The following is a 26,113-nucleotide window of genomic DNA, read 5'->3' as shown; positions in this document are numbered from 1 at the left end:
CCTCCGCTTTATCGTGGTACTGTAAGTTAAATGAAACTTCTTAAAAATTAAAACACTTACTATATTTGAAAAACAAAAGTGTCAACCATTTTCAGGACGAGACCCTTAGAGCAATCTAAGGGTCTTTTTTTATGCCCTTTTTTGTAAATAAACCTGCTTAATTCTCCTCTCTTTATAAAGACGATTGTTATTTTTTTCCCTGAGTTGAATCAATGGTTCAAATAGTATCCCAGCTGTCCCTAAACTTAAGAAAACTTCGCGTCCTTAAGGAATTATGGCTACGTATACCGGTGCTTTCTATATTTTAGACTTAAAAATATATAAATCAGAAGTGTTTTATTCCCAAATGACAGAAAAATAAAGTATTTTGACCATAAATAAACCAAATTGGCTACGGTTAGAAACCCTTTGTCTTTTTGCCAGTGCTAAAACCGGCTCAAAAAAATCATTTTTGGTTTTAAATAGGATAGTCAAGCAATACCTAAATCAAAATAACAAAATGAAATCAACAAGAAGAACATTTCTAAAATCAGCTTCAACGGCCGGTTTAGGAGCATTATTCATTCCTAATTTTATTAAAGACCCGCCAAGTACAAAATTGCGTTTTGCAATGATTGGTGTAGGAGCCAGAGGTCGTGCAAGTTGGAGCCAGGTTGCCGTAGAAGATATTGTGGCCATGTGTGATGTTGACGACCGAATGACTGAGCATGCATACAAAACTGTACCTAACGCAAAAAAGTACAAAGATTTCAGGGTGATGTTCGACGAAATGGCCAACGAAATTGATGCCGTTATGATTGCTACACCTGACCATACCCATTTCCCGGCGGCAATGGATGCTATGCAACTTGGAAAACATGTATTGGTTGAAAAACCACTGGTGCATAATATTTGGCAATGCCGCACCATGAAAAAAGCAGCAAACCACTATGGCATCGTATCGCAAATGGCCAATCAAGGACATACAACCCATGGAATTAGATTAGTAAAAGAATGGTATGATGCAGGTGTTCTTGGAGATGTAAAAGAAGTAATTAGATGGGGAGGCCCAACAACATTTAATCCGGATGGATATTTCTCAAAGCCTGAAGGATTTCCATTTCCAGAACATGAAGTTCCTGAAGGTTTAGATTGGAATTTATGGAAAGGTCCTGCAGCTGATCGTCCTTTTAATAATGAATATGCACCCAAATCATGGAGAGCTTTCTACGATTTCGGGAGCGGAGCAATGGCCGATTGGTGTTGTCATACTTTAGACGCTCCTTTCTGGGCATTGGATCTTGGAATGCCACATACAGTAGATGCTGTAGTACCAAACCCTGAAGTTCCGGATCATAGTATGATTGCCAAAGAATCAACCATAACATGGCAATTTGGTGCTCGGGGTAATAAACCACCCGTTACCATGAAATGGATTGAAGGTATGGGCAAACCCGAATTAAAGGAAGAGTATGGGCTTGAAGAAATGCCGGAAAATGGAATGATAATGATTGGTTCTAAGAAGACACTTTACCATGGAGGCCGTCCAAATAATCCTCGATTACTTGTTCCTGAAGAAGAATGGATAGATTTCCAAAAGAATAAACCGGCAGAAACCATTCCGAGAGTAGCCGAAGAAAAACCAGTACAAGAATGGGTGGCTGCCATTAAAAACGACACCTTGCCGGGCTCAAACTTCGATTATGGTGCAGACTTAACCGAAATGGGTCTTGTTGGTGTACTAGCACAACGATTTGGCGGAACGATCAGCTATGACGCAAAAAATATGAAGGCCGTTGGTCGTCCGGAGTTAGATGCATACATTAAAGAACCAGTTCGCGAAGGTTGGTCTTACGGAGAAGAGCTTTGGTAAAATTGAAGACATTAATAATCTGAGCTGGAAATAAAACGTCCCCCATCCCCTCAAAGAGGATGGGGGACATTTTCAAAACTGTAAACCTATATTCATTATTTACTCAATAACCTGTAACCTTCTTTTAAAACGGGTCAAAATCAACCATTTCAATTTATTATTTAGTAAAATCCTTTTTCACCTTATAAGAGTGATTTATCAAATTTTACTTAGATGTTAAATCAGAGACGCGGGGAAACAATACTTTCAAGGTATTTTGGTCACAACACGAGGCATTAGAAAATGCCTGTTACTCTGATTGCTGGGGGAAATTAATAATCATTGTTCCGGACCTAAGGTTTTATACAGATACGTTTAGATTATTCTTTATTGGCCTCTAAAAAAGATTTACTTTACTTATAATCAAGCCAATTTTTTATAAGGAAATAATTTTCCAGTCCATTCAGCTATTCATTTGGGTTTTTAGGAAGACTGTAGTACCTTTTAAAGGTAGTTTAACAAAACCCATATAGCCTTGATACTGAAATCCTTTAATACAAATGATCATCCTACAACTATTTATCTCGGCAGGCAACAGGACCATCCGAAAAAAGGCCACGAGGGGAATTGCATCAACCGCCGTGACTGCCTAGGGATCTTAGGTGGATCGCTTGCAAGCCTTGCCCTGACTTCGAAATCGCAGGCAGAGAAGACTAACAGCGATCTGCCAGTCGTTGATACCCATCTTCACTGTTTTGGCGGCCCCGAAAACAATGAATTCCCTTATCATCCCAACGGACCCTATCGGCCTGATTCCGCTGCCACTCCAGAGCATCTGCTGAGCTGCATGGACGGAGCAGGGATTAAATACGGAATCGTTGTTCACCCTGAACCGTATCAAGACGACCATCGGTATCTTGATTATTGTCTGGAAGTTGGTGGGGGCCGGCTGAAGGGTACCTGCCTGTTTTTTGCTGACCAGCCTGATTCGTTGGCTGCGATGCCATCCTATTTAAAGAGCAGTGAAGGGAGTATAATTGCCTCCCGCGTACATGCCTACGCTCCCGACCGGTTGCCTCCGTTTGGGAAACTGGAACTCCGTAAATGGTGGCGTAGTGTCGCCGATGCCGGCGTTGCTGTGCAGTTGCATTTCGAACCTCGCTATGCTCCCGGCTTCGAACCATATATTAGGGAATTCTCCGACACCACTGTGATAATTGATCACCTTGGGCGTCCGTTTCAAGGATCACCGGAAGAATATGCCAAAGTATTGCGCTGGGCTGACTTTCCTAACACAGTAATGAAGCTAGCATCTATCCCAAAATCAGAGCACTATCCTCACCAGGATATCAGGCCGATCATCCGCCAATTGACCAGTGCCTGGGGCGCCGAACGGATGATCTATGGCGGTGGCTTCAATACAGATGCGACACCAGACTCGTACCGTCGCTACCGCCAGGACCTGTTGGGACACCTCTCGCATCTCTCGTCACAGGAGCAGGCAGCCATACTCGGTGGCAATGCTTTACAACTTTTCGGCTGGAGCTAAGTAAACCTATGGAGTTTATTGGAAATAAAACAAAAAAAGTTCCTTGGCTAACCAAGGAACTTTCTAAAAATTACTTCAGGATTTTTTCCCGATTAAGATACTGTGATTTGTTTCACTCTTTTTAGCTCTTCTTTTTTAGGAAGTATAAGTTTAAGGATACCATCCTGGTACTGAGCGTTGATCTGATCCACATCTACTTTGTCATCTTCAATAAAGAAAGACCTTTCAAAGCTTTCATAATGGAATTCAGTTCGCTTTACCTTATGACTTTCGTCTTTCTCTTCCGTCTCTGTTTTTTTACTTGCGGAGATAGTCAGATAGTCTTTTTCAAAGGAAATGTTAAAATCTTCCTTCTTCATACCGGGGGCAGCTACTTCCAACAAATACTCTTTGTCATTTTCTTTGATATTAACTGCCGGCTTGTTTCCGTTGAAACGATTCTCAGGGCTACCCAATACAAAAGAAGATGGAACATCAAATAATTGATCCAACCAATTGTTAAAATCAGGTGCCTGTGTTTTTCTTCCGTTTGTTTTTATAAGTGTCATGGCTATAGTTTTTTTAGTTTTAACTTCGTTATTTACTAGTCATTTAACAAAGTAAATGCCAATTGCAAAAATCAAGTAAACACCTGTAAAACAGGACAATACGTCAGTATTGTTGATTGATGAAATGACATTATGACTGTTGAATGTGGCTAAAAGTGACGATATGGCATGGTGTGTTTGATTAAATATCAATAAAGAATAATTATTAATATGGTTAAGCCAATGGGGTACAATATAGTATCAAGGATGGTTTATAAAATTAAAAGATGGGACCATGCACCAAGGCAGGCAAATCGATGTGGGTGAAGGCAGCATAGAAATATATACTTTAGCAAATGCCTTTGTTACGTTTTCTAAAGATGAAATAGCTGATTATGGTCTGATCAAAAATTCATTAATGTCCGAAGGATTAGAAAAGGGCCTTATCGATAGCGACCTTAAGGATTTGTTGTCTTTTTTATTGGAGCGATAGGGGGCTTGAAAACTGACAATTTTAAAACATTAGAAAATAGTAATGATAGATAGCTCGATTTAAGTTCTTAAATTTCAGGCTATATATTTTCTATTAATTAACAGAAAAAAAAATAACTACCCTGAAGAAAATTTTTGGTTTAATCTGGCTACAAACGAATACTAATTCTTAGATGGGATAATTGAAAATCGCTCAATTCCTTTGCTGTCAATAAATAGCCTTATTATTCCATTATCGATTTTATAAGGGATGCTTATGGTTTTATCATTATTTGTTAAGGCGATATATTTATTCTCCATCTCATATTGATAAATTGAATCTCCAAAGAATTCCATACCAAACTTGGGATCTATTTTTAAAAATGAATGGTCCTTTGAAAAAATAAATGTGCTATTGGGACTAGTAATTATAGGCAATATATTTTTTCGTGCAATTGAATCTTTTGCAAACTCGGGGGTCATTGTAAAATCAACGATAGAATATTCACCCTCTAACGTAAGTTCTTTGTCATAAGGATTACATGAAAATACAAGAAAGGAGATTACAATAAGTAATGTTGTCTTCATTTTGAGGCTCTATTAAAGATAGACGGTATTTATTCAGTCTAGATTAGGAGTTTTATGAATGGTGCAAGGCACCTGTTATAATCAAACATTAAATGACTTTTAAAAATGCCTGTTTTCAAACGACTCCCTGCTACTAAATTATTAAATACTAAAATAAAGACTTAGGAATAGGAATCAAATAGAAATAAGATAATTAATCCTATTTCGAAGAAATTACTAATAAAAGTCGAAATTTCGGCGGTATTGTTCCCTTTTATTTGCAGCAATACCTTGGGAATCAGGTTATACTCATTGTTTACTAAAGGCAGGCAGCTTTGGCTAAATAAGTTCTTTGCCGAGTTTATCTTGTATCACAGGCATTAAAATAACTATCTTTCACTGAGCGAATTCCTATTTCAATATTGGAAGAGTTAAACCGTTTTTCTTTGATATGCGGCTCATGAAAATTACCAATGTTTTGTAAAAGCATAAAAACTTCTGTTTCTATGGTAATTGTCTTTCCAAATTTTCTGATTGCTCCTATTTCAATTTTATTTAACTGGTAGAGAATACTTCGCCGCTTTCTTTCGACTTACTTTAGTATCCTCCATTACAAAGTAAATTTTGTGTATAGGCACCGAAACAGGTTATTCAATAAATCTTGACTATAGATTTTTGGTAATTCAGTCCTTATTCGCTGTTGGTGGACTTTCATCAATTCCTTAATTAAGAATAAAGCTTAGCTCTACCTCCCCATTTTCCTTTGGTGAAGTCCGCAAAATCTACCAGCCAGCTTTTGTCGGCTGCTGAGGCGCTCGTAAGGGGGATGATGGCCGCGTTTGTTATTGAATCGTAAACATCCCAGTCCGGCTGTTTGTTTCCCTGCAGGGCCAGAATCAATCGGTGCCAATAGATGGGTTTTGGGTTATGCCACCACTTTTATGCCCACAAAACCCGGTCTTAGGTTTTTTTTGAAGTTCTTTGCAAAAGAAGCCTTGGCATGCAAACCGGCCAATAGACCTCCGAGGGCTAAGGAGGATAGTTTTAGAAAATTGCTGCGGTTGAGGTAATTCATGGTGTTTTTAATTTTTTAAAGTTTAAAAACTATTCGAGAAGTCCGGGATACCAGTTCTCAGCATTGTACCTATAAATCTTATCTACCACGGATTTGGGTAGCTTTAGGCCTTTGAAGGAACCATCTACTTTTGGCACATTCATTTCATCATCTCCGGTGAAAAATTGCCAATGCCTTAACCATACTTCCTGGGCATGTGCGGCAATTTCATCGCGCGTTGTCAATCCCTTGGCTTGGATGTCTGAAGCACCTGTTCTCAAATCTGTTCCATAAATTAGCCTGTCCTGGTATTTAATAAAGAAGTCATGAACCTCTTGCCAATTGGTAATGGCCTGGTATTGTAGGTGGGAAATTCTTTCGGCCATGTCCACTGCCATATTGGGGTAGCGGTCCAGTCTTTTTGCCAATTCCTTCACATCGTATTCCAAACTTCCCAAATGTGCTCCAACAAATCTCAAATCAGGATTGTCGGCCAACATCCGGTCTCGTGCCTCAATTTGATCTTCATAGGAGGGGAAATCGGGGAAGTTGTACATATGGTACTTTGGGTTTTCACTAAAATAATCCTTGTCTCCCTGAACGGTCATTTCTTCTAGTGGCAACCAAGTGTTTTTGGGTTCACCAAGATGCCCCAATAGGGTTATGTCCTTCTCCGTTAAAAGTTTGAAGATGGGTTCAAATTTCTTGTCATTGATGGTTACCAATTCGCCCTTGTCATTTTTCAATTCCATGCCCACGTTTTTCCAAACCTTTACCGCAATGGCCCCATGGGCAATGGATTTTTCTAAATAGGCCAGGGTCTTGCTTACCCAATCCTCCTCATTGAATCCATCCAATGAAAATGTGGTAGCATAGGAGACAATATCAGGATAGTCCCGCACCATTTTTAAAGAGAAATTCTCTTGGTCTTCCGGCTGTCTTTCTGGAGAGGTATATACACTGACGGTTAGAAAACCGAAGTTATCCTTGGCTGCTTGATTTATGAAAAGGGTGTCAAATTGACTACGAAGGTGGACATGTGTATCAAACTTTTTTATGGTGGAAAAATCTTCCATGGAATAGTAAGTGTCTGGTATTTGCTCAACCATTTTTTCTTGCTTTTGGGGAGATTTACAGAAGGTAAAAAATGCCAAGAGGCATAAGGAAAAAGAAAATGATTTACTTGCTATGGTAATTTTTTTCATGGTTATGGCTGTGTGGTTTTAGTTAACGTGTATTTTGGAGATGGGCACAGTTACAAAAAGTTTGGTAAACTGAAGGCACTATTCCCTCTACTTATTTTCCTGTGGTTTAATTTAACCAAAGGAATTGTTAATATTAAAATTAATTGAATGTTTTTCTTTATTGATGAAGATCAAGAAAGAAGAATAGGGGTATTTGATTGGATTAAATGGTTCAAAATGGATGGTTATTTTCAGGGATAAAAAGTTTATTTTGTTTGCTGTTGACGTTAGAAATCCCCCTTGGTCCCCCTTTGAAAAAAGGGGTATTTTGATATCTTCAAGATTGACGATTGCGTAATGAGGTAAAATTAAGTCAGCCTATTTCATTGTCTCCAATTGAGCAATATTTATCAAAGTCCGCCTCGATTAGTAGTTCGAGATTTACTCATAAAACAATCCCGGTAACCACAGGCTTACTTCGGGGATATAGGTAATCATCAATAGGACCAGAATACTTACCATCAAATAAGGCAAGCCGGCCACTGCTATTTTTTCAAGAGAAATACCTCCGATACTTGAAGCCACAAACAAGCAGACACCTACAGGGGGAGTGGTGAGCCCAATCACCAAGTTAAAAACCATAATGATGGCAAACTGCACAGGATCTACGCCCACATTTACTGCTACGCCCAGCAAAACCGGGAACAGTATAAGCAAGGCGGCAATGGTTTCCATAAAGGCACCTACAAATATAAGCAAGAGGTTGATTAACAAGAGTAGCATAAATTTGTTGGTGGTCAATTCCAATAGGCTATTGGCAATCAGCTGTGGCAACTCCTCTACGGTCATGATCCAGGCAAAGAGATTGGCAAAACCAACCAGCACCATCAAGGCAGCAGTTGTTTTGGCTGACTGAAGCAATATGGCCGGAATCATTTTAATTTTTAACTCTTTGTAAACCCAAAGACCAATGGCTATTGCATAAATTACCGCTACAATAGAGGCTTCGGTAGGCGTAAAAACACCTCCTATGATGCCAAAAAGTATTATTATGGTCATCATTAAAGCCCAAAATGCCTGGAAAAAGCTTTTGAAGATGAAGCCAAATGATTTTCTAGCCCTTTTGGGGTATTTTCTTTTCACAGAAATCAAATAGGTAATCAACATAAAACCTATTCCCAATAGTACACCCGGAACAATCCCGGCTACAAATAACTTTCCCACGGAAAGTCCGGTAAGGGTGGCGGCAATGATCATCGGTAAACTGGGGGGAATAACAGGCCCAATTGTGGAAGAAGAAGCTGTGACGGCACAGGAAAAAGGCACATCATAGCCTTCTTTTTTCATGGCCGGGATCATTACAGAACCAATGCTGGCGGTATCGGCAATGGCCGTTCCGGAGATACCGCCAAATAACATGGAAGCCCCAACATTGGCCAGTCCCAACCCTCCTCTAATATGTCCCAAAAGGGCATTGCAAAAATTGATGATCCTACCGGTAATACCACTGGCATTCATCAGGTTGCCGGCCAAAATAAAGCCGGGGATGGACAGCAATACAAAAACGTCGATGCCCGCATACATTTTTTGGGGGATCACCATTAATGGGATATCGCTAAACAACAAATAGGTAAAGGCGGAAATCCCCAAGGCAAAGGCAATAGGAAAGCCTATGGCCAATAGAACCAAAAAGACAATGAATAAAAGTGCAGTCATCTATTTTTTTCAATTAATTTCAAGGTACTGTAAAAGGCAACCGATAAGCCCATAATGGCCATGGCACCATACATAAAGGCCATGTTGAGGTTCATGGAAGGGGATTTTTGTATGCTCACAATCTCCATTAATGGAAGGCTTACCACAAACTGAGTAAACATCAAGCCGATAATGCATACCAATATAATATTCTCCAATATGGATTTGTATTTGGGCGATAGCCTGTCCAATAAAAAGTTTACACTTACATAACCATTGTCTTTTACAGCCAAGGCAGCACCCATGCTTACCAAATAGATGAAGCAAAAGCGGGCAAGCTCTTCGGTCCAATTGGGAGCCCAGGGCAAAAGGTACCTGGCAATAACCTGAAGCAATACAACGGCAATCATCAAAACAAAACTTAGGTTTACGAGGAAACCCAGTACTTTATCTAAAGTGGGGAAGGGAGATTTTGTCATTTTACCTGCTGGATTCTATTTAAAAGATCTGTTTGTTCTTCATCAAAGGATTCCAGAACAGCTTCTTTTGCGGCTGCCTTGAAAGCTTCATTGTCAACTTCAATAAATTCCATTCCTTTTTCCACAAGGAAATCGTAATCTTTCTTCTCTTGAACTAAAAACAATTCATGTTCGTATTCCTGCATTATTTTAGCTGATTCATCAATTACTTTTTGCAGGTCCTTGGGGAGGCTATCGTATTTTTTACCACTCATGACCACATAGGCCCAGCTTTTCACATGGGATGTTAACATACAGTATTTTTGCACCTCATAGAGGCCTGCATCTTTGATCAAGGCAAAAGGATTTTCCTGTCCATGGATGGTGGATTGCTGCAAAGCAGTAAAAACCTCTGAAAAAGCCATAGGTGTAGGTTTGGCACCCAGTGTACTCCAAGTATCCACATAAAGAGAAACCGGTGGTACCCTTAAAATCATTCCTTGAAGATCGTCCGGATGGCGGATGATTCGATTGGCAGTAAGGTTTCTTGCTCCCCGCTCAAACCATGCAATAGGTTTAAAGCCGGCACCATCCAAAATATGCTGCTCGATTTCCTTGCCCAAAGATCCCCCTGCTACTTTTTTTAGATGCTCAGAATCTCGGATAGCAAAAGGGGTGGCGCATAGGATGGCTTTGGGCAAGCTCCAGCTTTGTAGGGATTCTCCGGTAATCATAATGTCTGCACTACCTACCAATAGTCCGGTCAGTACATCCATTTCCTTACCGAGTTGCTCATTGGGATAAACTTTCACTTCTATTCTGCCATTGGATCGTTTTTTTACCTCTTCGGCAAATTTTAAACTGGCCAGGTGCCAACCATGTTGGTTGTTGGCCAGGTGTCCAAAACGTAAGACATATTCAGGTTTATTTTCTGAGGAGGCTGAGCAACTCCACAGTTGGATCAATAATAAAAATAGAAGCGTTAATCGGCTTGGGTTCATTGTTTGCATATATAAAACTAAAATCTTTAGTTTCAATTGGAAAATCAAACCAAAGTACAAAAAATATGGGGCAAGGCATTCAAATTTCAGAATTTAGTGCCAACAACCACCGTTTTTTTGATGTGCTGTACATGGCCGGCAGGGTGAATGAGTTCTGCAGAAATTATATAGTAGCCCACACCTACCTTTTCTCCTTTTTCATTGGTGCCATCCCAGGTATAAAACCCATTTGCTGCCCAGATTTCGTTTTGGCACAATAGTTTTACCTCTAGTCCGGAAGCAGAAAAAATGCGAAGGGTGGCCAGATAATTGGGCTGGTCCATTTTATAGGAAATGGTGGTAAAAGGTTGTTCTCCTGTTGCATCAGGAATAAATATTTCGGGTGAAATGGTCAATCCCACCCCTCCGGAATTTCCTTCATATACCTGTGAGTTTTTATAGCCGGGTGTGCCATGATTTTCTGCTGCTGCTGCAGAATGCCAGTTTTTAGGATCATTTACCTCCTCCCCGCTGGCATATCTTTCAAGGGAAATGCCTTTGGTATCCCTCAAAAAACCATGGTGATAATCTTCATCGTAATCGAATCTTTGCGGCCAATTTTCCTCAGGATCTAATAAAATGACTGTCCCTGAACGAATTGGATAACTGGGTAAACTCATTTCTAGGAAATTGCTGTTTACCGCCTTTGGGAAATGGGTAACTAAGTTTTGCTTATCGGTGGTAAGTACCAAATAAGTAAAAGGGTCAAAGATAAAATCCTCTGAGGTTAGAATTTTCCTGTTGTCAATTTCTCCTTCCGAAAGGTTGGCCAGTTTCCAGTTTTTGAGGTTGATGAGCTTGCTTGAATTATTGTAAATTTCAACAAACTTTGGAGCACCCGTCGGTGGATTAAAAAGAATCTCATTTAAAACAATGTCTCCTTCTCCCGGATTGCCGGGTATTTTCACCAAAGCCTTATTATTATCTAAGGCATTTCCAGAGCAATCTCTCCAGTTTTCAACCGTAATTTCATAAGCTTGGTTTTCTTCCAAAGGTTCTTCGAGATAAAGAATCCATTGGAAAGGATCATCGGAGTTTTGAATAGCATTTATGATTTTGACCGAAGGGACAATTTCAAAATCGACCATATCCCCCATCTCTTTAGTAGAGGGTTTTGAGAACTGTAAGATGATTTGGTTGTTGTGACTGACTTGCGAGCTGAGCAGTTGAGGAGAACTGCGGTCCGGACTATTATCAAACACGGAATTAACGGCACCTGGTGTGCCCTTGGCTTCAATGCTAGCAGGTGCATAATTGCTTGGCCCTTCACAAGTAGACCAAGGATTTATCAGCTCCCAGCTATAGCCATTTGTAAGCACTTCGCTTGCTAAAGGCATTTGCGAGTCATAGCTCATCTTGTCCACAAGTTCATCTTTTTGATTCAAAAGAGAAATTTCATCTCCACCATTCAATAATGCAGGCCAAGGACTGAGTCCGATTACCTTTCCATAATTGCTAAAGGCAGTTTCTGAAGCCAATGGACAAAGAATAATATATTCTCCGGGTTTCATTTCTGTCCGTGCCAAGATAGTTCGGGTTCTAGAATTTGCCAACAGCATCCCTCCTAAATTAAAAGTACTGTCAGTAGGGTTGAATATTTCAATATATTCGGAATCCGGCAAGCCAGAGCCTTCTCTGGGGGCAGGCATGACTTCATTGATCAGGATATCTTTATACCCTGCAACAGTTACCTCTTTGTAAAGAAAATCAAATTCAATCGGATCAATCTCATTTCCATCTAGATCCTCTAACTGTTGGACTTGCAAAGTGAGGGCTACGTTGTTTGGCCAAGTATTTTCAAAGGTGAGCAATACCAGTTTACCGCCTTCTTCTAAAGTTACTGTTTGAGGGTTTTGGTCTGAAATGCTGTAAAACTGTGGGACAAGTGCCAGCACGGGATCCAGTTCTTTATCAAAGTACAGGGCAATTTGATTTTCAGGAAGGACGGCCACCTCCAAAAGTTGAGGAGCTGAAGGATTCCATGAAATGGGCCTTTGGCTACCCGGTAAGATACGCTTGTTTCGCTCTTGCCTAGGTGGAATTTTTAGTGTCAGCTGAAGGCCTTGCTGGAGCGGAGAAGAAATCAATACCTGGATTTGCTTAGGGTAAGATTGGCTTAAAAATGGTTCCAGTTCCAAGTTTTCCTCTACAAATTTAAAAGGTTCAAGCCAGGGTGACTCAGCCAGTGCCACATCATGGTTGATGATGATTTGCTGATTGTTTTCCAGCCAAATATCATGAATGCCGTCATCATAGTCTAACATGGTTTGAAATAAATGTCCGGAAATATCCGGAGCTTCTTGCTTTGGATCCACTTGAACGGATACCTCATCGCCAAGCTTTAAAGGGGTTTTCAATTTTAATAAAACTTGATAGGGATTTATTTGATTTACTTCCAGAGGGGGCTCGCCTTGTACCAAGTATTGCTCAATAAATAAAATTGTACTTGGATCATAAAACCTTGTGTAAGAAATTTGTACAGATTCAGCATTCCAAAGCATGGCCTCAGCTACGGAAAGCAGCCTATTGTCAATGGCGTAATTGAGCGCTTTCCCAAGCTCCCCATTTATGCTGCTTACAGTAGGGACTGTTAATGCTAGCTGAATAGCCGGCCAAGCCTCTTCATTGTACAGGGTGATTTTATTTCCGGCATCGTTAAGTTCAAACTGGGTAATTAATTGGTCATTGACCAAGACTGAATCCGGTTGAGCTACGCTTTTATTAAAGGAGATTACCAATGAATAGGGATCGGTAAGATAAGCGGTGTCAATCATTGGTGGGAGGGTGTCCCAAACAAAGCGATGCTTTAACGGCGCTGTCAATTTTTGTCCAAACAGGTCCTCAAGACCATCAATGCTCAAATGGTAGGCTTCACCGGTAACCCATTCTGAAGGGAACTGAAGTAAAACCTGTTGCTCATTAAGCATTTCCAATTCTTGTGGATGTTCATTCTTTTCCTCTATTCTATAAACCTGAGGCAATAGGGCCCGCTTTGGCTCCAGAGCTTTGTTAAATGTCAGAAGGAGACTTTTATTGCTTGGGATTTCCACTTGTTCCAGTTCAATGGGGCTTGTGTCTAGAACATAGGCTTTTTGTAAGCTTATCCTGCCCTTGCCTTCGGTATCCACCAGATTTTGCACTTGCAATTGTTGTACTTTGTTCTCCGGAATTTCAGCATCAAAAAACAAAATATAGCTATTGGGTTCTTCAGAATCTTGCAAAACCCTAATGGGATGCCTTAGCCTTTCTCCGGCCAGATAATTTTCCGGATTTGTAGCGGTTGCCTGACTGATGTTTGCCAAGTAAATTACTTTCAAGCTATTCGGTGAAAGAATCATAACTGTATCCAAAACATCTTCCCAAGCAAAGAAAATGGTATCCTTTTGCATTTGGTTTCCTGACTGATCGGCAATATTGCTTAGGCTTAAACCATAGGTTTCACCGAATAGCAGTGGCTTTGAAAGAGCGATTCGAACTTCAGGGGATGGCTCTTCTAATATAGCAGGAGCAAGCATGATCTCTTCTTGTGAAATCAATTTATAGTGCAGAGGGTTGCTTCCTGATATAGGATCAACAGCTTCATCAAATTTCACAACAATGGTTGATTCATCAATTCCCCCGACTTTCTCAGCAAGCGGAGGAAGGCCATCATAGGTAAAGGTTGTTTTATTTTCGGTCAAAGGCAGGGCATAGCAATCCAACAAATTTTGAATGGTTAAACTGTAGGATTCGCCTGAAATCATAGGGTTACTGAGCTCAAGAAGCATGGAATTTTGACTAAACTCCTTAATACTTAATGCTTGGTCATTAAGAGAAATGTTTAGGTTTGTTGTTAAAACAGGAGGAAGTATTTTGGAGAAAGTAAGTTGGATTTGCTGGGAGGACAAAGTTTGGAGCTCAAGGATTTCAAAAACCCTTTGATCCGGAGCCTGGCCAAATCTATTGTTTGTGGTTCCGGGAGTTCCCCCTTGGGCTGCTGCAGTAGCCTTCCAATTGTAAGGGTCATCACAGCTTAGAAATGGGTTGATGCGCTCAATGGACCATCCACCATTTTCTTTTTCCTTGTCGGCATACAGGGATCGGTTATAGCTTAGACTATCCAATAGGTTACCAAAGCCATCTTTTATCTGGATCACACCACCACTGTTGACCAAGGTTGGAAAAGCCTCCATGCCTGCCACCTTTCCAAACGGCTGAAACAAATCCTTATTGGTGGTGGCACAAAGGATCAAGTGTTCCTGCGGTTGAACGAGTACTTGGGGAATTGTCGCATCATTATAAGTGAAATTGTTCAGTTTGATGGCCTTCTCTGTTCGGTTAAACAGTTCAATATATTCAGCATTGGGAAGGGTAGGGTTCTCCGGGATCAAACCTTTGGGGTTTGGGTCAGGCATGATTTCGTTGATTATAAGGGCTGCGGCAGGAGTGGATTTTGGGTAATCAAAACTAATGGACCAGTCTTTAAATACTTTGCCTGATTGCAGGGATTTGATCTCTTTGAAAAGTAAGCGGTAGTCATTATTGTAAATATAGTCTTCAAAGTGAAGCAGCAAATGCTTGCTTTCGGGCTGAGAAATGCTCTTGGCCTGACCATAATTGGAACTAAGGGTTGCAATCTCTGAAACCAGGGCCACTTCCTGATCAAATGCTATCAGTAAGCTACTGTCATTGTCTGTAGGGATGATTTTAGCACTTAGGGATTCGCCTTCTTCTTCAGTCTCTGCTATGCTGAAATTATCTAGAAACAATCTGGCAGCAGTGCCGGATCCTTCTCCATAGACCACTTCTAGATTTATGGTCAATTCTTCTATATCCGTATAAATTTCAGGTATCGGTTGTCGATATTCCAGGTAAGGGGAGTCTTCATTGAGAAAAGAGCTGTCCGATCCGATTAGGCTTGGGCTCGAATAACCCTTTCCCTGATCTGTGGAATAGGAAAGGTATAAAAGCACAGGTCTGTTGCCTGATCCATTTTTACCGGTTTTGGCCCAAAATGAAATTGTGGGGTTTTTTAACCCTACAGTCAATGTTTTTATGTAAATTTGCGCGTTGAAAGTACTGGTAGTCTGAATGGCCAAGGCCTGGGAATCAGCGATTCCTTCTCCCGAAGCTTTAAAAACCCTGGATTTTCCGGAGCGAACTTGACTGGCTGACCATCCGGGCAGAAATTCTGCCGGGTAGTTGACGATGTTGAATTCAGTCTCAAAGTCTTGTTTGGCAAATGTTTGGCCAAGGCAGGGAATTGAAAAACCAAATAGGGAAGATGCTATGAAAGTCCAAATTAAAGTGCTGGTTTTCATAACATTAATATAACTAAAAGTATACTAAATAAGTATTTATTGTTGAAGAATATTTTTCCCGGGACAGAACCGGGAGAGTTTAATCGGTCAAAATTATAATTAAAATGAAGTTAGCCGTAGTTGGAGCCACCGGATTGGTAGGTTCAGAAATCCTAGAAGTGCTCGAAGAGCACAATTTCCCTTTCGATGAATTATTGTTGGTTGCCTCTGAGCGTTCTGCAGGGAAAAAGATTGCTTATAAGGGTAAGGAGTATACGGTAATTGGTCTCAAACAGGCAGTGGCAGAAAAGCCGGATGTGGCGATTTTCTCAGCCGGAGGAGGAACTTCTCAGGAATGGGCACCGCAGTTTGCTGAAGTTGGAACTATTGTGATTGACAATTCTTCTGCATGGAGGATGGATCCTACCAAAAAATTGGTAGTGCCGGAAATCAATGGCAAGAGCCTTAGAATTGATGACCGCATCATAGCGAATCCCAACTGCTCTACCATTCAAATGGTACTAGCTTTGGCTCCTTTGAGAGAAAAATATGGCATCAAAAGAATCGTGGTATCTACCTATCAGTCAGTTACCGGAACAGGTAAAGATGCAGTAGACCAGATGATGGCAGAGAGAAATGGAGAAAAAGCCGATATGGTTTATCCCTATAAAATTGATTTGAATGTATTGCCTCATATAGATGTGTTCCAAGAAAATGGTTACACCAAAGAGGAAATGAAGATGATCAATGAAACCAAAAAAATCTTCAGTGATGATTCCATTCAGGTAACAGCTACTGCTGTAAGGATCCCTGTGATGGGGGGGCATTCAGAAGCGGTGAATGTGGAATTCCACAATGATTTTGACTTGACAGAAGTCAAAGAATTGTTGGCCAATACTCCGGGTATTATTGTAGAAGATGATCCGGCAAATAATGTTTATCCCATGCCATTGAATGCGCATAAAAAAGATGAGGTGTTTGTAGGAAGATTGAGAAGGGATGAAACCCAAGCCAATACCCTTAACATGTGGATCGTAGCCGATAACCTTAGGAAAGGAGCTGCTACGAATGCCGTTCAGATTGCCGAGTATTTACTGGAACACAGCATGGTTTAAGTGAACCTTGAAAATATATATCATCAAGAATTGATGCAGTTTGTGCAGGATCATCTAAAGGAAGATCCTGCACATTTGCTTTTAAGGCAAAAGACTGCGCCGGGAATAGACTTAAAAATAGCTGCTAGGCAAATAGCCATGCGACAAAAAGCGGCTAAAAAGCTTCCTTTTTGGGCCGGTTATTCTTCAATTATTTTTCCACCTAGCCTATCTATGGAACAGTGCTCTTCTGAGCTTACTGCCGCATACAAGTCCCAGCTGGTCCAAGGCAAAACCTTTATAGACCTTACAGGAGGCTTTGCTGTAGACACTTTTTATATCGGCAAGGAATTCAAAGAAATTACCTATCTAGAAAGGCAGCAAGAGCTGGTGGAGCTCGCCCGACACAATCTTTCCAGATTATTAAAGGGCAAGGGTATCCAATTGAGTTTGGTGCATGGAGAGTCGGTTCAGTTTATTGAAAAGACAAGTGCCAAATACGATGTGCTTTTTGTGGATCCGGCCAGGAGAGGCAGTGGGAATCAAAAGATGTATCAGCTCAAAGACCTTGAACCTGATGTGAGCCAAAATTGGGATTTGATCCGGGATAAAGCCAAAGTAATCTTGATCAAAGCATCACCTATGCTTGACATCCAGGCAGCACTAAAAGAATTACCGGAAATCAACCAAGTACATGTGGTGGCTGTCAAAAATGAGGTAAAAGAATTGCTGTTTCTTTACAATGGCAAGAATGAGCCTTTGAAAGTGGTCGCCACTGAATTGGGAAGAAATAGTGCGCAACAGTTTTCCTTTACCTTGGAGGAAGAAACAAATGCCTTGGTCAATTATTCTTTGCCACAGAAATTTTTGGTATTACCATTTTCCTGCATTTTAAAGGCAGGAGCATTTAAAAGCTTTGGCAAGGAGTTTGGCTTGAGTAAGCTTCATCCGCACACCCATCTTTACACCGGAAATGAAATATCCGGGCCAATCAATGGTAGGGTATTTGAAGTTCTGGAAGAGCTGAAACTGGATAAGAAAGTGCTCAAAAAACACTTCCCTGATGGAAAGGTGAATGTATTGACCCGCAATTTCCCCAGCAAGCCGAACCAAATTAAAAAGAGATACAAGCTTAAAGATGGAGGAGATGAATATTTGATCGCTTGTACATTAATGGATGGGCAGACTGCTGTGTTAAGGTGCAAACTTTCTCAAGAAAACACTTAGCAATCAACTGGTATGAGTTTTATTTCTATTTAGGTGCTTTTGTCCATTCTTTAGTGAGCGGAGATGTCTCATAATAGCATTTTTTTACCGGTAAGGGCGAATTTTTGGGCCTCATTAATACCATTTCCATAAGGGTATATCTACCGGAATACTCAGAGAGGATTGAAAATTCTACCTATTTTCCCTTCGTGATAGCTTCTCCACAATGGTGCGCTGTTTCATTTAACTTAATTGATTATGTTTTATCAAGGCATTGATTTAGCGCATTTTAACCTAATAGTAAATTTTTTTCGCCATCAATTTTCTTTTGTAAAAATAAATTTTACATTTGTTAACCAAATGGTTAAACCATAAGGTTAATATGGCGGAGAAAAAATTTAATCAAGACACAGAAAAGAAAATCTTGGAGGCAGCCAAGGAAGTTTTCCAGCAGAAGGGCATGGATGGAGCCCGGATGCAGGAGATCGCAAATGCAGCGGGCATCAATAAAGCCATGTTGCATTATTATTTTAGAAGCAAGCAATTGCTTTTTGAGGCGGTGTTTAAGAATGCTTTTTCCTTATTGTCTCCTCAACTCAATAAGGTTTTAAATGATGATTCATCCATAGAGGAAAAGGTGAAAAGCTTTACCCATAATTATATTTCCTTTATGAAAAAGCACCCTTACCTTCCAAATTTTATCATTCAGGAGTCAAACCGAAACCCAGCATTTTTTGAGATGATCCAAGACAGTAAAGGCTTTCCATCTCTTGATAAATTTAAAAAGCAGGTAGCACAGGAGGTTGAGGAAGGGATTTTGAGACCTATAGATGGGGAGCAGTTATTTGTGACCATTGTTTCGTTGAATATTTTTCCTTTTGTAGCCAAGCCGCTGATTAGGGGTTTTATGAAATTGGGAGTGGATGATTTTGAGCAACTAATGGAACAGCGTAAAACCTTTGTTTCCGAATTCATTATCAACTCAATAAAAAAGTTATGAGAGAGATAGTAACAATTATTCTGGCAATGGTTCCCTTTCTTGTACCTGCACAGCAGGTGCTCACCTTGGAAGAATGCTTTAATCTTGCAGAAATAAATTATCCCTTAAGCAGTCAGAAAATTTTTTTGGAGGAACAATTTCAATCTGAGGTCAGGGTGCTCGAATTGCAGAAACTACCTAAACTAGACCTAAATGCGCAAACTACCTATCAATCTGAGGTCACGAGGATTCCTATAGAATTGCCGAATACTGACATTCAACCACCAAATAAGGATCAGTATAGGGCGACGTTAGATGTCAACCAATTGATTTATAGTGGGGGGAGCATAGCGGCAAATGCCAAGTTAAAACAAGCTGAATTAAAAACACGACAACAAGAAGTAGAAGTTACCATTTACCAGGTTAAGGAAAGAGTCAATGCCGTTTATTTCAAGATTTTACTCCTCCAGGAACAAGAAAAACTGCTGGATTCTAAAATGAAAATTTTGCAGGAACGGGCAAAAGAAGCGGTTTCTGCCATTAGAAATGGAATGGCCCTACCTTCCACAAATCAGCATTTACAAGCAGAAATATTATTATTGGAGCAACAAAAAGTTCAGCTCAAATATGACCGCAAAAAAGCATTAGAAAGCCTTTCCTTACTAATCTATAAGGACATTGATTTCAATGATACATTGTTGAAACCAAAGATAGTGCAAACATTTAATACCCGGCTTAACCGGCCGGAATTAAAACTATTTGAATACAAGTCCCAGCAGTTAGACATTTCTAAGGAATTAATTGATAAAGAAAAATCCCCCAGCCTCATGGGTTTTGCACAGGCCGGATATGGGAACCCCGGATTGAATATGTTAGACAATTCCTTTCAGGACTTTTATATGGTTGGTTTAAAGTTCAACTGGAGGTTATTTGACTGGGGCAAGGCTCAGGAAAAAAAGTTGGGAGTTGAAGCATTAAAGCGTGTGGTGGCCACAGAGAAAGAAACCTTTGTACGCAACAATGAGATTCAATTGCTAGAGGCACGGGAGGACATCAACAAGTACAAAGAAATTTTAGCCCATGATGCCTCCATCGTCAACTTGAGGGAAGAAGTAATTGCATCAAGTACCTCCCAATTTCAAAATGGGACCATCACTCCTTCGACATACATCATTGAACTCAACAAGCTTTATGAGGCAAAAGTCAATCAAAAGCTGACTGAAATACAGTTGGTCATGAGTCAGGCAAGGTACAAATTAATTAAGGGTGACTTTTAAATACAGAACTGAAATGAAAACCTTCAAACTATTTTTATCAAGTATTCTTCTGCTAGGAATGGTATCCTGTGAAAATGAAGAGAAAGCAGATGGCTATGGTAATTTTGAGGCAACTGAAATTACTGTTTCAGCTGAGTCCTCAGGTAAATTATTGTCATTAGCGGTAGAAGAGGGGCAAGTGGTCGAGAAGGGAACCTTTGTAGCTTTGGTAGACACCTTGCCCTTGTTTTTATCAAAGCAACAATTGTTGGCCGGCAAGGAAACGGTGGCATCAAAATCCGGCAGCATTTCTTCGCAGATAAATGTGCTGGAAGAGCAATTAAAAAACGCAGCTTTAGAATTTGACCGTATCTCAAAAATGTTTGCCGATGGTGCGGCCACTCAGCAGCAATTGGATAAAGGGAGAAATCAAGTCGAAGTTTTAAAAAAACAGATTAAAAACGTTCAAAGTCAGCAAATGCCTATTGAGAAAGAAGCATTGTCTTTTGATGCGCGCATTGCTCAGATAGATCAGCAAATCACCCAAAGTGTTCTGAGGAATCCTATTTATGGAACGGTATTGGGTAAATTCGCTGAGGCAGGTGAAGTTGTTGCTTTTGGAAAGCCGCTATATAAAATTGCAGATTTGGACAATATGCTTTTAAGGGTTTACATAAGTGAAATGCAATTACCGGATATCAGCATCGGGCAAGATGTAACGGTAAAAATTGATTCAAATGAGGGAATGAAAGCATATGATGGAAAGGTTAGCTGGGTATCCTCTACGGCTGAGTTTACTCCGAAAATCATTCAAACAAAGGAAGAAAGAGTAAACCTGGTTTATGCAGTGAAAATAAAGGTGAAAAATGATGGCGCCCTAAAAATAGGTATGCCTGCCGAAATGTGGATCGAAAATAACTTGAGCGAAAAAAGTAACTAACCATAATCAATAATCCCATGAAAAACCATCAGTACAATGTAGACATCAATTGGAATGTAGATAGAAAGGGCCTTATGTGTTCGCCGGAACTTAAAATGGGCGAGTCAGAATCGTCCAATTGTATCGCTGTGGCCACACCTCCGGAATTCCCTAAAGGAATGCCCAATATCTGGTCTCCGGAACATTTATTTACTGCCTCGGTGAGTAGTTGTTTGATGACTACATTTTTGGCCATTGCAGAAAACAGCAAACTGGATTTTGCTGCTTTTAGCTGCAATGCAAAAGGAATTTTGGCCAAGGAGGAGGGCAAATTTGCCATGACAGAAATTATTCTTTCACCAACGGTGACTATCTTCAATGAAAAAGATAGAGAACGGGCCGAACGGATTGTTCAGAAATCTGAAGCGGCTTGTTTGATTTCCAATTCAATTAAATCAAAAATCTCCTTAAACATTACCATTCAAATAAAGGATTAAATATGAGCATTTCCCTTCACCAAATCAGCAAGACCTATAAGGGCATAAGTGCGGTTCAGGACATTTCATTTGAGGTAAAACCGGGTGAGTTGTTTGGAATAATAGGGCCTGATGGTGCAGGGAAAACCACCTTGTTTCGGATTTTGACTACGCTTTTATTGGCAGATACCGGCACTGCAGTAGTAGCAGGCATGGATGTAGTGGAGGATTATATTGAGATTCGAAAATCCGTCGGCTATATGCCGGGCAGGTTTTCACTATACCAGGATTTGACAGTGGAGGAGAACCTGCAATTTTTTGCTACCATTTTTGGTACAACGCTCGAAAGAAATTATGAGCTCATCAAGGAAATCTATGAACAGATAGAACCCTTTAAAACCCGAAGAGCGGGAAAGTTATCCGGGGGAATGAAGCAAAAACTTGCCCTTTGTTGTGCCTTGATTCATAAACCCAAAGTGCTTTTTCTGGATGAGCCTACCACAGGTGTGGATCCCGTCTCCAGAAAGGAATTCTGGGACATGTTGAAGCGACTGCAAGCAAAAGGTATTACCATATTGGTTTCTACGCCATACATGGATGAGGCTGCTTTGTGTGATAGGGTAGCCCTTATGCAGAATGGGCATATTATGGAAATTGACAGCCCTAAAAAAATTGTGGAAAAGTACCCTAAAGCAGTTTATGAAATCGGAGCCGGAGAAAGACATAAATTGATACAAGTGCTTCGGGATTTCCCTTACCTGTACAGTGTATACCCCTTTGGCGAATATGTACATTATACCGATAGTCGACCCGATTTGGATATTCCTGAACTGGAAGAATACCTGAAAGCAAATGGACTTACCGGGATTTATATTGGTGTAACTGAACCTACCATTGAGGATGTTTTCATGGAAATGGCAAAAGAATGAAAGACAACAAGGTAATAGCGGTTAAAAATCTAACAAAGAAGTTTGGTGATTTTCTGGCTGTAGATGCCATAAGCTTTGAAGTAAAGGCCGGAGAGATTTTTGGCTTTCTCGGGGCCAATGGAGCGGGGAAAACTACGGCCATGAAAATGCTTATAGGCATTTCCAAACCCAGTTCTGGGGAAGCGACAGTAGCGGGCTTTGATGTCTATGCCCAAACCGAGCTTATCAAAAAGAACATTGGCTATATGAGCCAGAAGTTTGCCCTATATGATGATTTAACGGTGAGGGAAAACATCACCTTTTTTGGTGGGATATACGGCTTGTCCCGAGCCACGATTAAGGAGAAGGTAAAGGTATTGGTGGCTGAGCTGAAACTTGAAAATATAATTGATCAACTGGTTGGCGCTTTGCCATTGGGTTGGAAGCAAAAATTGTCCTTTTCGGTGTCTCTCCTGCATGACCCTAAAATTGTTTTTCTAGATGAACCTACTGGTGGAGTGGATCCCATTACCAGGAGGCAATTCTGGGAAATGATCTATCATGCTGCTGATAAGGGAACAACCCTATTTGTGACTACGCATTATATGGACGAGGCAGAATATTGCGATAAGGTATCCATTATGGTCAATGGGAAAATTGAAGCAATGGGCCCTCCTAAGCTTTTGAAGGAACAATATGGGGCGAGTAATCTGAATGAGGTTTTCTTGAAACTGGCAAGGGGCAGTAAACCAAATGAATAATAAGAAATTCAATTTTTCAAAATGAAACGTTTTATAGGTTTTGTAAGGAAGGAATTTTACCATATCTATAGGGATAAAAGGTCACTTTTTATCCTTTTTGGGATGCCTATCGCCCAAATTTTATTATTTGGATTCGCCATTACCAATGAAATCAATAAGGTGGAAATTGCTGTTTTGGACCAAGCCAAAGATGCGACTACCATTGAGATTATCAATAAGATGGCTTCGTCGAAATACTTTTCTATAAACCGATATTTAGCTGCTGAATCCGAGGTGGAAGGGGTTTTCAAGGAAGGAAAAGTTAAGGCAGTAATTAATTTTGAAAAGGACTTTGGCGAAAAAATGGTGAAAAGGGGGCAAGCCACCATTCAGCTTGTTGCTGATGCGACGGATCCCAACACCGCCAATTCCATCACCAATTATATTCTATCTATCGTTCAGCAGTACAATCAATCCATAAACCTCCATCAAGTAGGAGGTCCACAGGTATTGACCCAAACCCATATGGCTTTTAACCCTGAACTTAAAAGTGTTTTTATGTTTGTCCCCGGGGTGATGACGATAATTTTAATGTTGGTCTCTGCCATGATGACTTCCATTTCCATAGCCAAGGAAAAAGAATTGGGAACTATGGAAATTTTATTGGTATCGCCATTAAAACCTTTTCAGGTGATATTGGGCAAAGTGGTTCCTTATATTTTGCTCTCCATCATAAATGCAATAATTATCGTATTGCTAAGTATCTTTATTTTTAAAATGCCGGTTCAAGGAAGCTTGATTTTATTAGGTACTGAGAGTGTGCTGTTTATTCTTACCTCTTTATCATTGGGGATTTTAATATCGACCATAGCAAAGACCCAGCAGACGGCCATGATGATTTCCTTGATGGGCTTGATGTTGCCGGTAATCCTCTTGTCAGGATTTATATTCCCTATAGGCAGTATGCCGCTTCCTTTACAAATTATAAGTAATATTATTCCGGCCAAATGGTTTATCCTTATCATTAAAGGAATCATGTTAAAGGGAGTGGGAATGGCTTTTATTTGGAAAGAGACGCTTATTCTTATAGGCATGACGCTATTCTTTATTGGAATCAGTACCTACAAATATAAAATCAGGCTTGAATAATGAAAACCATCGGATATTTGATACAAAAGGAATTCAAGCAGATCTTTAGAAATAAGGGAATGCTTCCTATTATTTTTGTTTTACCAATAGTTCAACTCCTTATTCTGTCCAATGCAGCTACCTATGAGGTAAAGGATATAAAATTTGGTTACATCGATGTGGACCGCAGTTCTACTTCTCGGGCACTGATTGAAAAATTCCGTTCATCGGCCTATTTCAACCTTCTTGCACCTTACTCATCCTATAAGGCGGCCTATGAAGGAATGTTGCAGGGAAAAGTAAATGTAATCATGGAGATCCCCAATAATTTTGAACGACAGCTGGTAAATCAAGAAAAAACTTCCTTAGGGCTTACTGTGGATGCCATAGATGGGGCTGCAGCAGGAGTAGAGACTGCTTATATTCAACAAATAGTGCAGGAATTCAACCAAGGTATAGCCTTAGAGACTTCTGTGAGTAATAAAAACCGCAGTGGCTTTGCCGGCCTGATTACCATTATTCCTTCCTATTGGTACAATAGCACATTGGATTATAAAACTTTTATGGTGCCGGGGATATTGGTACTATTGGTCACCATGATTACCTTGTTTCTTTCAGGGATGAATATTGTGAGGGAAAAAGAAATCGGAACACTGGAACAAATTAACGTCACCCCAATCAAAAAAAGTCAATTTATTATTGGAAAGCTATTTCCATTTTGGATCATAGGCTTGGGCTTGTTGACCATTGGACTAGTGCTGGCGAAACTTATTTTTGACATTCCCTTACTAGGGAGCTTGGGCACCCTATATTTTTATACTACCATTTATATTTTGGTGGTCCTGGGAATTGGTCTATTTATTTCCAATTTTACAGAAACCCAGCAGCAGGCCATGTTTATTGCTTGGTTTTTCATGGTTATTTTTATCCTAATGAGTGGCTTGTTTACACCCATAGAAAGTATGCCACAATGGGCCCAGATGATCACTACCTTTAATCCCATCAGGTATTTTGTAGAGGTAGTGCGAATGGTAATGTTAAAAGGGGCCGGTTTTTCAGATATTTTGCCTCAGTTATGGAAGACCTTTGCCTACGCCATATTGGTAAATGGGCTGGCGGTGTACAGTTATAAAAAAGTGAATTAAGTCGGATTTGAAGAGATAGAGAAATGTAATGATGCCAAAATCATTCAACCCGAAATATGCAATAGACAATCTATTACGTGCTGAAATCGCTTCATAATCAGCCACTTCGTTACTGTTTGGAGATTTCACCATAGCGGTGCTATGCTAAAATCTCCAAACAGCCCTGATTTTCTTGCGATTGCAACACTTCCCGTAAACACGGGACAGGCATCACCCCTGACCTTGTCAGGGCAGAGAAATTCTATTACACAATCTGGGTTCAATGTTCATTTACAGAAGTATGGGCTTCTATAGTGGCTGGTCTACTGTTGCCTTAGAAGGTTTGGCTTCCTTTAAAATAATTATCTCACCCTTTAAGGGCTTGGATATGAATTAATTATGCTCACACAGGGCTTCACCCTGTGCTTTGATATTTTGCCCTTTCAGGGCTAGAGATTAAGCCCTAAATTAGCGAAAGTTTAACGATTTGGTCGGCCTATCTATAGGGAATGTTTATTCGTGGCAAAATCTAATTGTCGGAGGAAAAAATTATTCTACCAATGGGGAATCATTACACAAGTGTTCCATTTGTTAGCCCTGACAGGGCGGAATCTAACAGCGATGGGTG

Annotated in this window: 22 protein-coding genes; 13 read left to right on the top strand and 9 right to left on the bottom strand. The window is 40.3% G+C overall.

Features of this window, described 5'->3' with window-relative positions; genetic code table 11:
- The first annotated feature begins 499 nt into the window (after window positions 1-499).
- Entirely contained in the window at window positions 500-1,852 is a 1,353-nt protein-coding gene (locus tag ACYVHJ_RS16715) for a Gfo/Idh/MocA family oxidoreductase (RefSeq protein WP_460516917.1), read from the top strand.
- 514 nt (window positions 1,853-2,366) lie between these two features.
- Entirely contained in the window at window positions 2,367-3,380 is a 1,014-nt protein-coding gene (locus ACYVHJ_RS16710) for an amidohydrolase family protein (RefSeq protein ID WP_460516913.1), read from the top strand.
- Window positions 3,381-3,472: 92 nt separating this feature from the next.
- Here ACYVHJ_RS16710 and ACYVHJ_RS16705 read toward each other — a convergent pair whose 3' ends face one another.
- Window positions 3,473-3,928 (bottom strand): Hsp20/alpha crystallin family protein, encoded by a 456-nt coding sequence (locus ACYVHJ_RS16705; RefSeq protein WP_460516910.1) that lies wholly within the window; start codon window positions 3,926-3,928, stop codon window positions 3,473-3,475.
- Window positions 3,929-4,202: 274 nt separating this feature from the next.
- Here ACYVHJ_RS16705 and ACYVHJ_RS16700 point away from each other — a divergent pair, with 274 nt between their 5' ends.
- Complete coding sequence (locus ACYVHJ_RS16700) at window positions 4,203-4,400, top strand: hypothetical protein (protein WP_460516907.1); 198 nt, start codon at window positions 4,203-4,205, stop codon at window positions 4,398-4,400.
- Between the two features lie 161 nt (window positions 4,401-4,561).
- Here the strand turns inward: ACYVHJ_RS16700 and ACYVHJ_RS16695 are convergent, their stop codons facing one another.
- The 8 genes from ACYVHJ_RS16695 to ACYVHJ_RS16660 all read right to left on the bottom strand — a co-directional run bounded on the left by ACYVHJ_RS16695 (window position 4,562) and on the right by ACYVHJ_RS16660 (window position 15,676).
- Window positions 4,562-4,966 (bottom strand): hypothetical protein, encoded by a 405-nt coding sequence (locus ACYVHJ_RS16695; RefSeq protein WP_460516904.1) that lies wholly within the window; start codon window positions 4,964-4,966, stop codon window positions 4,562-4,564.
- Between the two features lie 589 nt (window positions 4,967-5,555).
- Window positions 5,556-5,660: a hypothetical protein gene (locus ACYVHJ_RS16690; RefSeq protein ID WP_460516901.1), complete on the bottom strand. Its 105-nt coding sequence runs from the start codon at window positions 5,658-5,660 to the stop codon at window positions 5,556-5,558.
- A gap of 210 nt (window positions 5,661-5,870) precedes the next feature.
- A complete protein-coding gene (locus ACYVHJ_RS16685) occupies window positions 5,871-6,020 on the bottom strand; it encodes a hypothetical protein (RefSeq protein WP_460516898.1) in 150 nt (49 codons plus the stop codon).
- Between the two features lie 29 nt (window positions 6,021-6,049).
- The gene (locus ACYVHJ_RS16680) at window positions 6,050-7,204 is read right to left on the bottom strand and encodes an amidohydrolase family protein (protein WP_460516895.1); all 1,155 of its coding nucleotides are present in this window, start codon (window positions 7,202-7,204) and stop codon (window positions 6,050-6,052) included.
- Between the two features lie 420 nt (window positions 7,205-7,624).
- Entirely contained in the window at window positions 7,625-8,899 is a 1,275-nt protein-coding gene (locus tag ACYVHJ_RS16675; protein ID WP_460516892.1) for a TRAP transporter large permease, read from the bottom strand.
- Complete coding sequence (locus tag ACYVHJ_RS16670) at window positions 8,896-9,357, bottom strand: TRAP transporter small permease (RefSeq protein ID WP_339902292.1); 462 nt, start codon at window positions 9,355-9,357, stop codon at window positions 8,896-8,898. Before ACYVHJ_RS16670 ends, ACYVHJ_RS16675 begins: the two co-directional genes overlap by 4 nt.
- Window positions 9,354-10,337, bottom strand: a complete 984-nt coding sequence (locus ACYVHJ_RS16665; protein ID WP_460516888.1) for a TRAP transporter substrate-binding protein — start codon at window positions 10,335-10,337, stop codon at window positions 9,354-9,356. Before ACYVHJ_RS16665 ends, ACYVHJ_RS16670 begins: the two co-directional genes overlap by 4 nt.
- 86 nt (window positions 10,338-10,423) lie before the next feature.
- Entirely contained in the window at window positions 10,424-15,676 is a 5,253-nt protein-coding gene (locus tag ACYVHJ_RS16660) for a lamin tail domain-containing protein (RefSeq protein WP_460516885.1), read from the bottom strand.
- 104 nt (window positions 15,677-15,780) lie between these two features.
- Here ACYVHJ_RS16660 and ACYVHJ_RS16655 point away from each other — a divergent pair, with 104 nt between their 5' ends.
- From ACYVHJ_RS16655 to ACYVHJ_RS16610, 10 genes are all read left to right on the top strand, one after another.
- Window positions 15,781-16,770: an aspartate-semialdehyde dehydrogenase gene (locus ACYVHJ_RS16655; protein ID WP_303615442.1), complete on the top strand. Its 990-nt coding sequence runs from the start codon at window positions 15,781-15,783 to the stop codon at window positions 16,768-16,770.
- Window positions 16,771-17,976, top strand: a complete 1,206-nt coding sequence (locus ACYVHJ_RS16650; protein WP_460516881.1) for a THUMP-like domain-containing protein — start codon at window positions 16,771-16,773, stop codon at window positions 17,974-17,976.
- 361 nt (window positions 17,977-18,337) lie between these two features.
- Complete coding sequence (locus tag ACYVHJ_RS16645) at window positions 18,338-18,955, top strand: TetR/AcrR family transcriptional regulator (protein WP_303615440.1); 618 nt, start codon at window positions 18,338-18,340, stop codon at window positions 18,953-18,955.
- Window positions 18,952-20,211: a TolC family protein gene (locus tag ACYVHJ_RS16640; RefSeq protein WP_460516877.1), complete on the top strand. Its 1,260-nt coding sequence runs from the start codon at window positions 18,952-18,954 to the stop codon at window positions 20,209-20,211. Before ACYVHJ_RS16645 ends, ACYVHJ_RS16640 begins: the two co-directional genes overlap by 4 nt.
- Before the next feature lie 13 nt (window positions 20,212-20,224).
- Window positions 20,225-21,130 (top strand): HlyD family secretion protein, encoded by a 906-nt coding sequence (locus tag ACYVHJ_RS16635; protein ID WP_460516874.1) that lies wholly within the window; start codon window positions 20,225-20,227, stop codon window positions 21,128-21,130.
- Between the two features lie 17 nt (window positions 21,131-21,147).
- Entirely contained in the window at window positions 21,148-21,606 is a 459-nt protein-coding gene (locus ACYVHJ_RS16630; protein WP_460516871.1) for an OsmC family protein, read from the top strand.
- A 2-nt stretch (window positions 21,607-21,608) separates the two neighbouring features.
- The gene (locus tag ACYVHJ_RS16625) at window positions 21,609-22,514 is read left to right on the top strand and encodes an ABC transporter ATP-binding protein (RefSeq protein ID WP_460516868.1); all 906 of its coding nucleotides are present in this window, start codon (window positions 21,609-21,611) and stop codon (window positions 22,512-22,514) included.
- A complete protein-coding gene (locus ACYVHJ_RS16620) occupies window positions 22,511-23,254 on the top strand; it encodes an ABC transporter ATP-binding protein (protein ID WP_460516865.1) in 744 nt (247 codons plus the stop codon). Before ACYVHJ_RS16625 ends, ACYVHJ_RS16620 begins: the two co-directional genes overlap by 4 nt.
- A gap of 21 nt (window positions 23,255-23,275) precedes the next feature.
- Window positions 23,276-24,382, top strand: coding sequence for an ABC transporter permease (locus tag ACYVHJ_RS16615; protein ID WP_460516862.1), 1,107 nt, complete (start codon window positions 23,276-23,278; stop codon window positions 24,380-24,382).
- On the top strand, window positions 24,382-25,506 hold the full coding sequence (locus ACYVHJ_RS16610) for an ABC transporter permease (RefSeq protein WP_460516859.1): 1,125 nt from the start codon (window positions 24,382-24,384) through the stop codon (window positions 25,504-25,506). The genes ACYVHJ_RS16615 and ACYVHJ_RS16610 overlap by 1 nt, the downstream gene beginning before the upstream one ends.
- The last annotated feature ends 607 nt before the right edge of the window (window positions 25,507-26,113 follow it).

It is taken from the genome of Cyclobacterium sediminis, from assembly GCF_054781075.1.
Note: the sequence above shows the minus strand (reverse complement) of the source record. Positions and strands in the feature narration are given on the sequence as shown.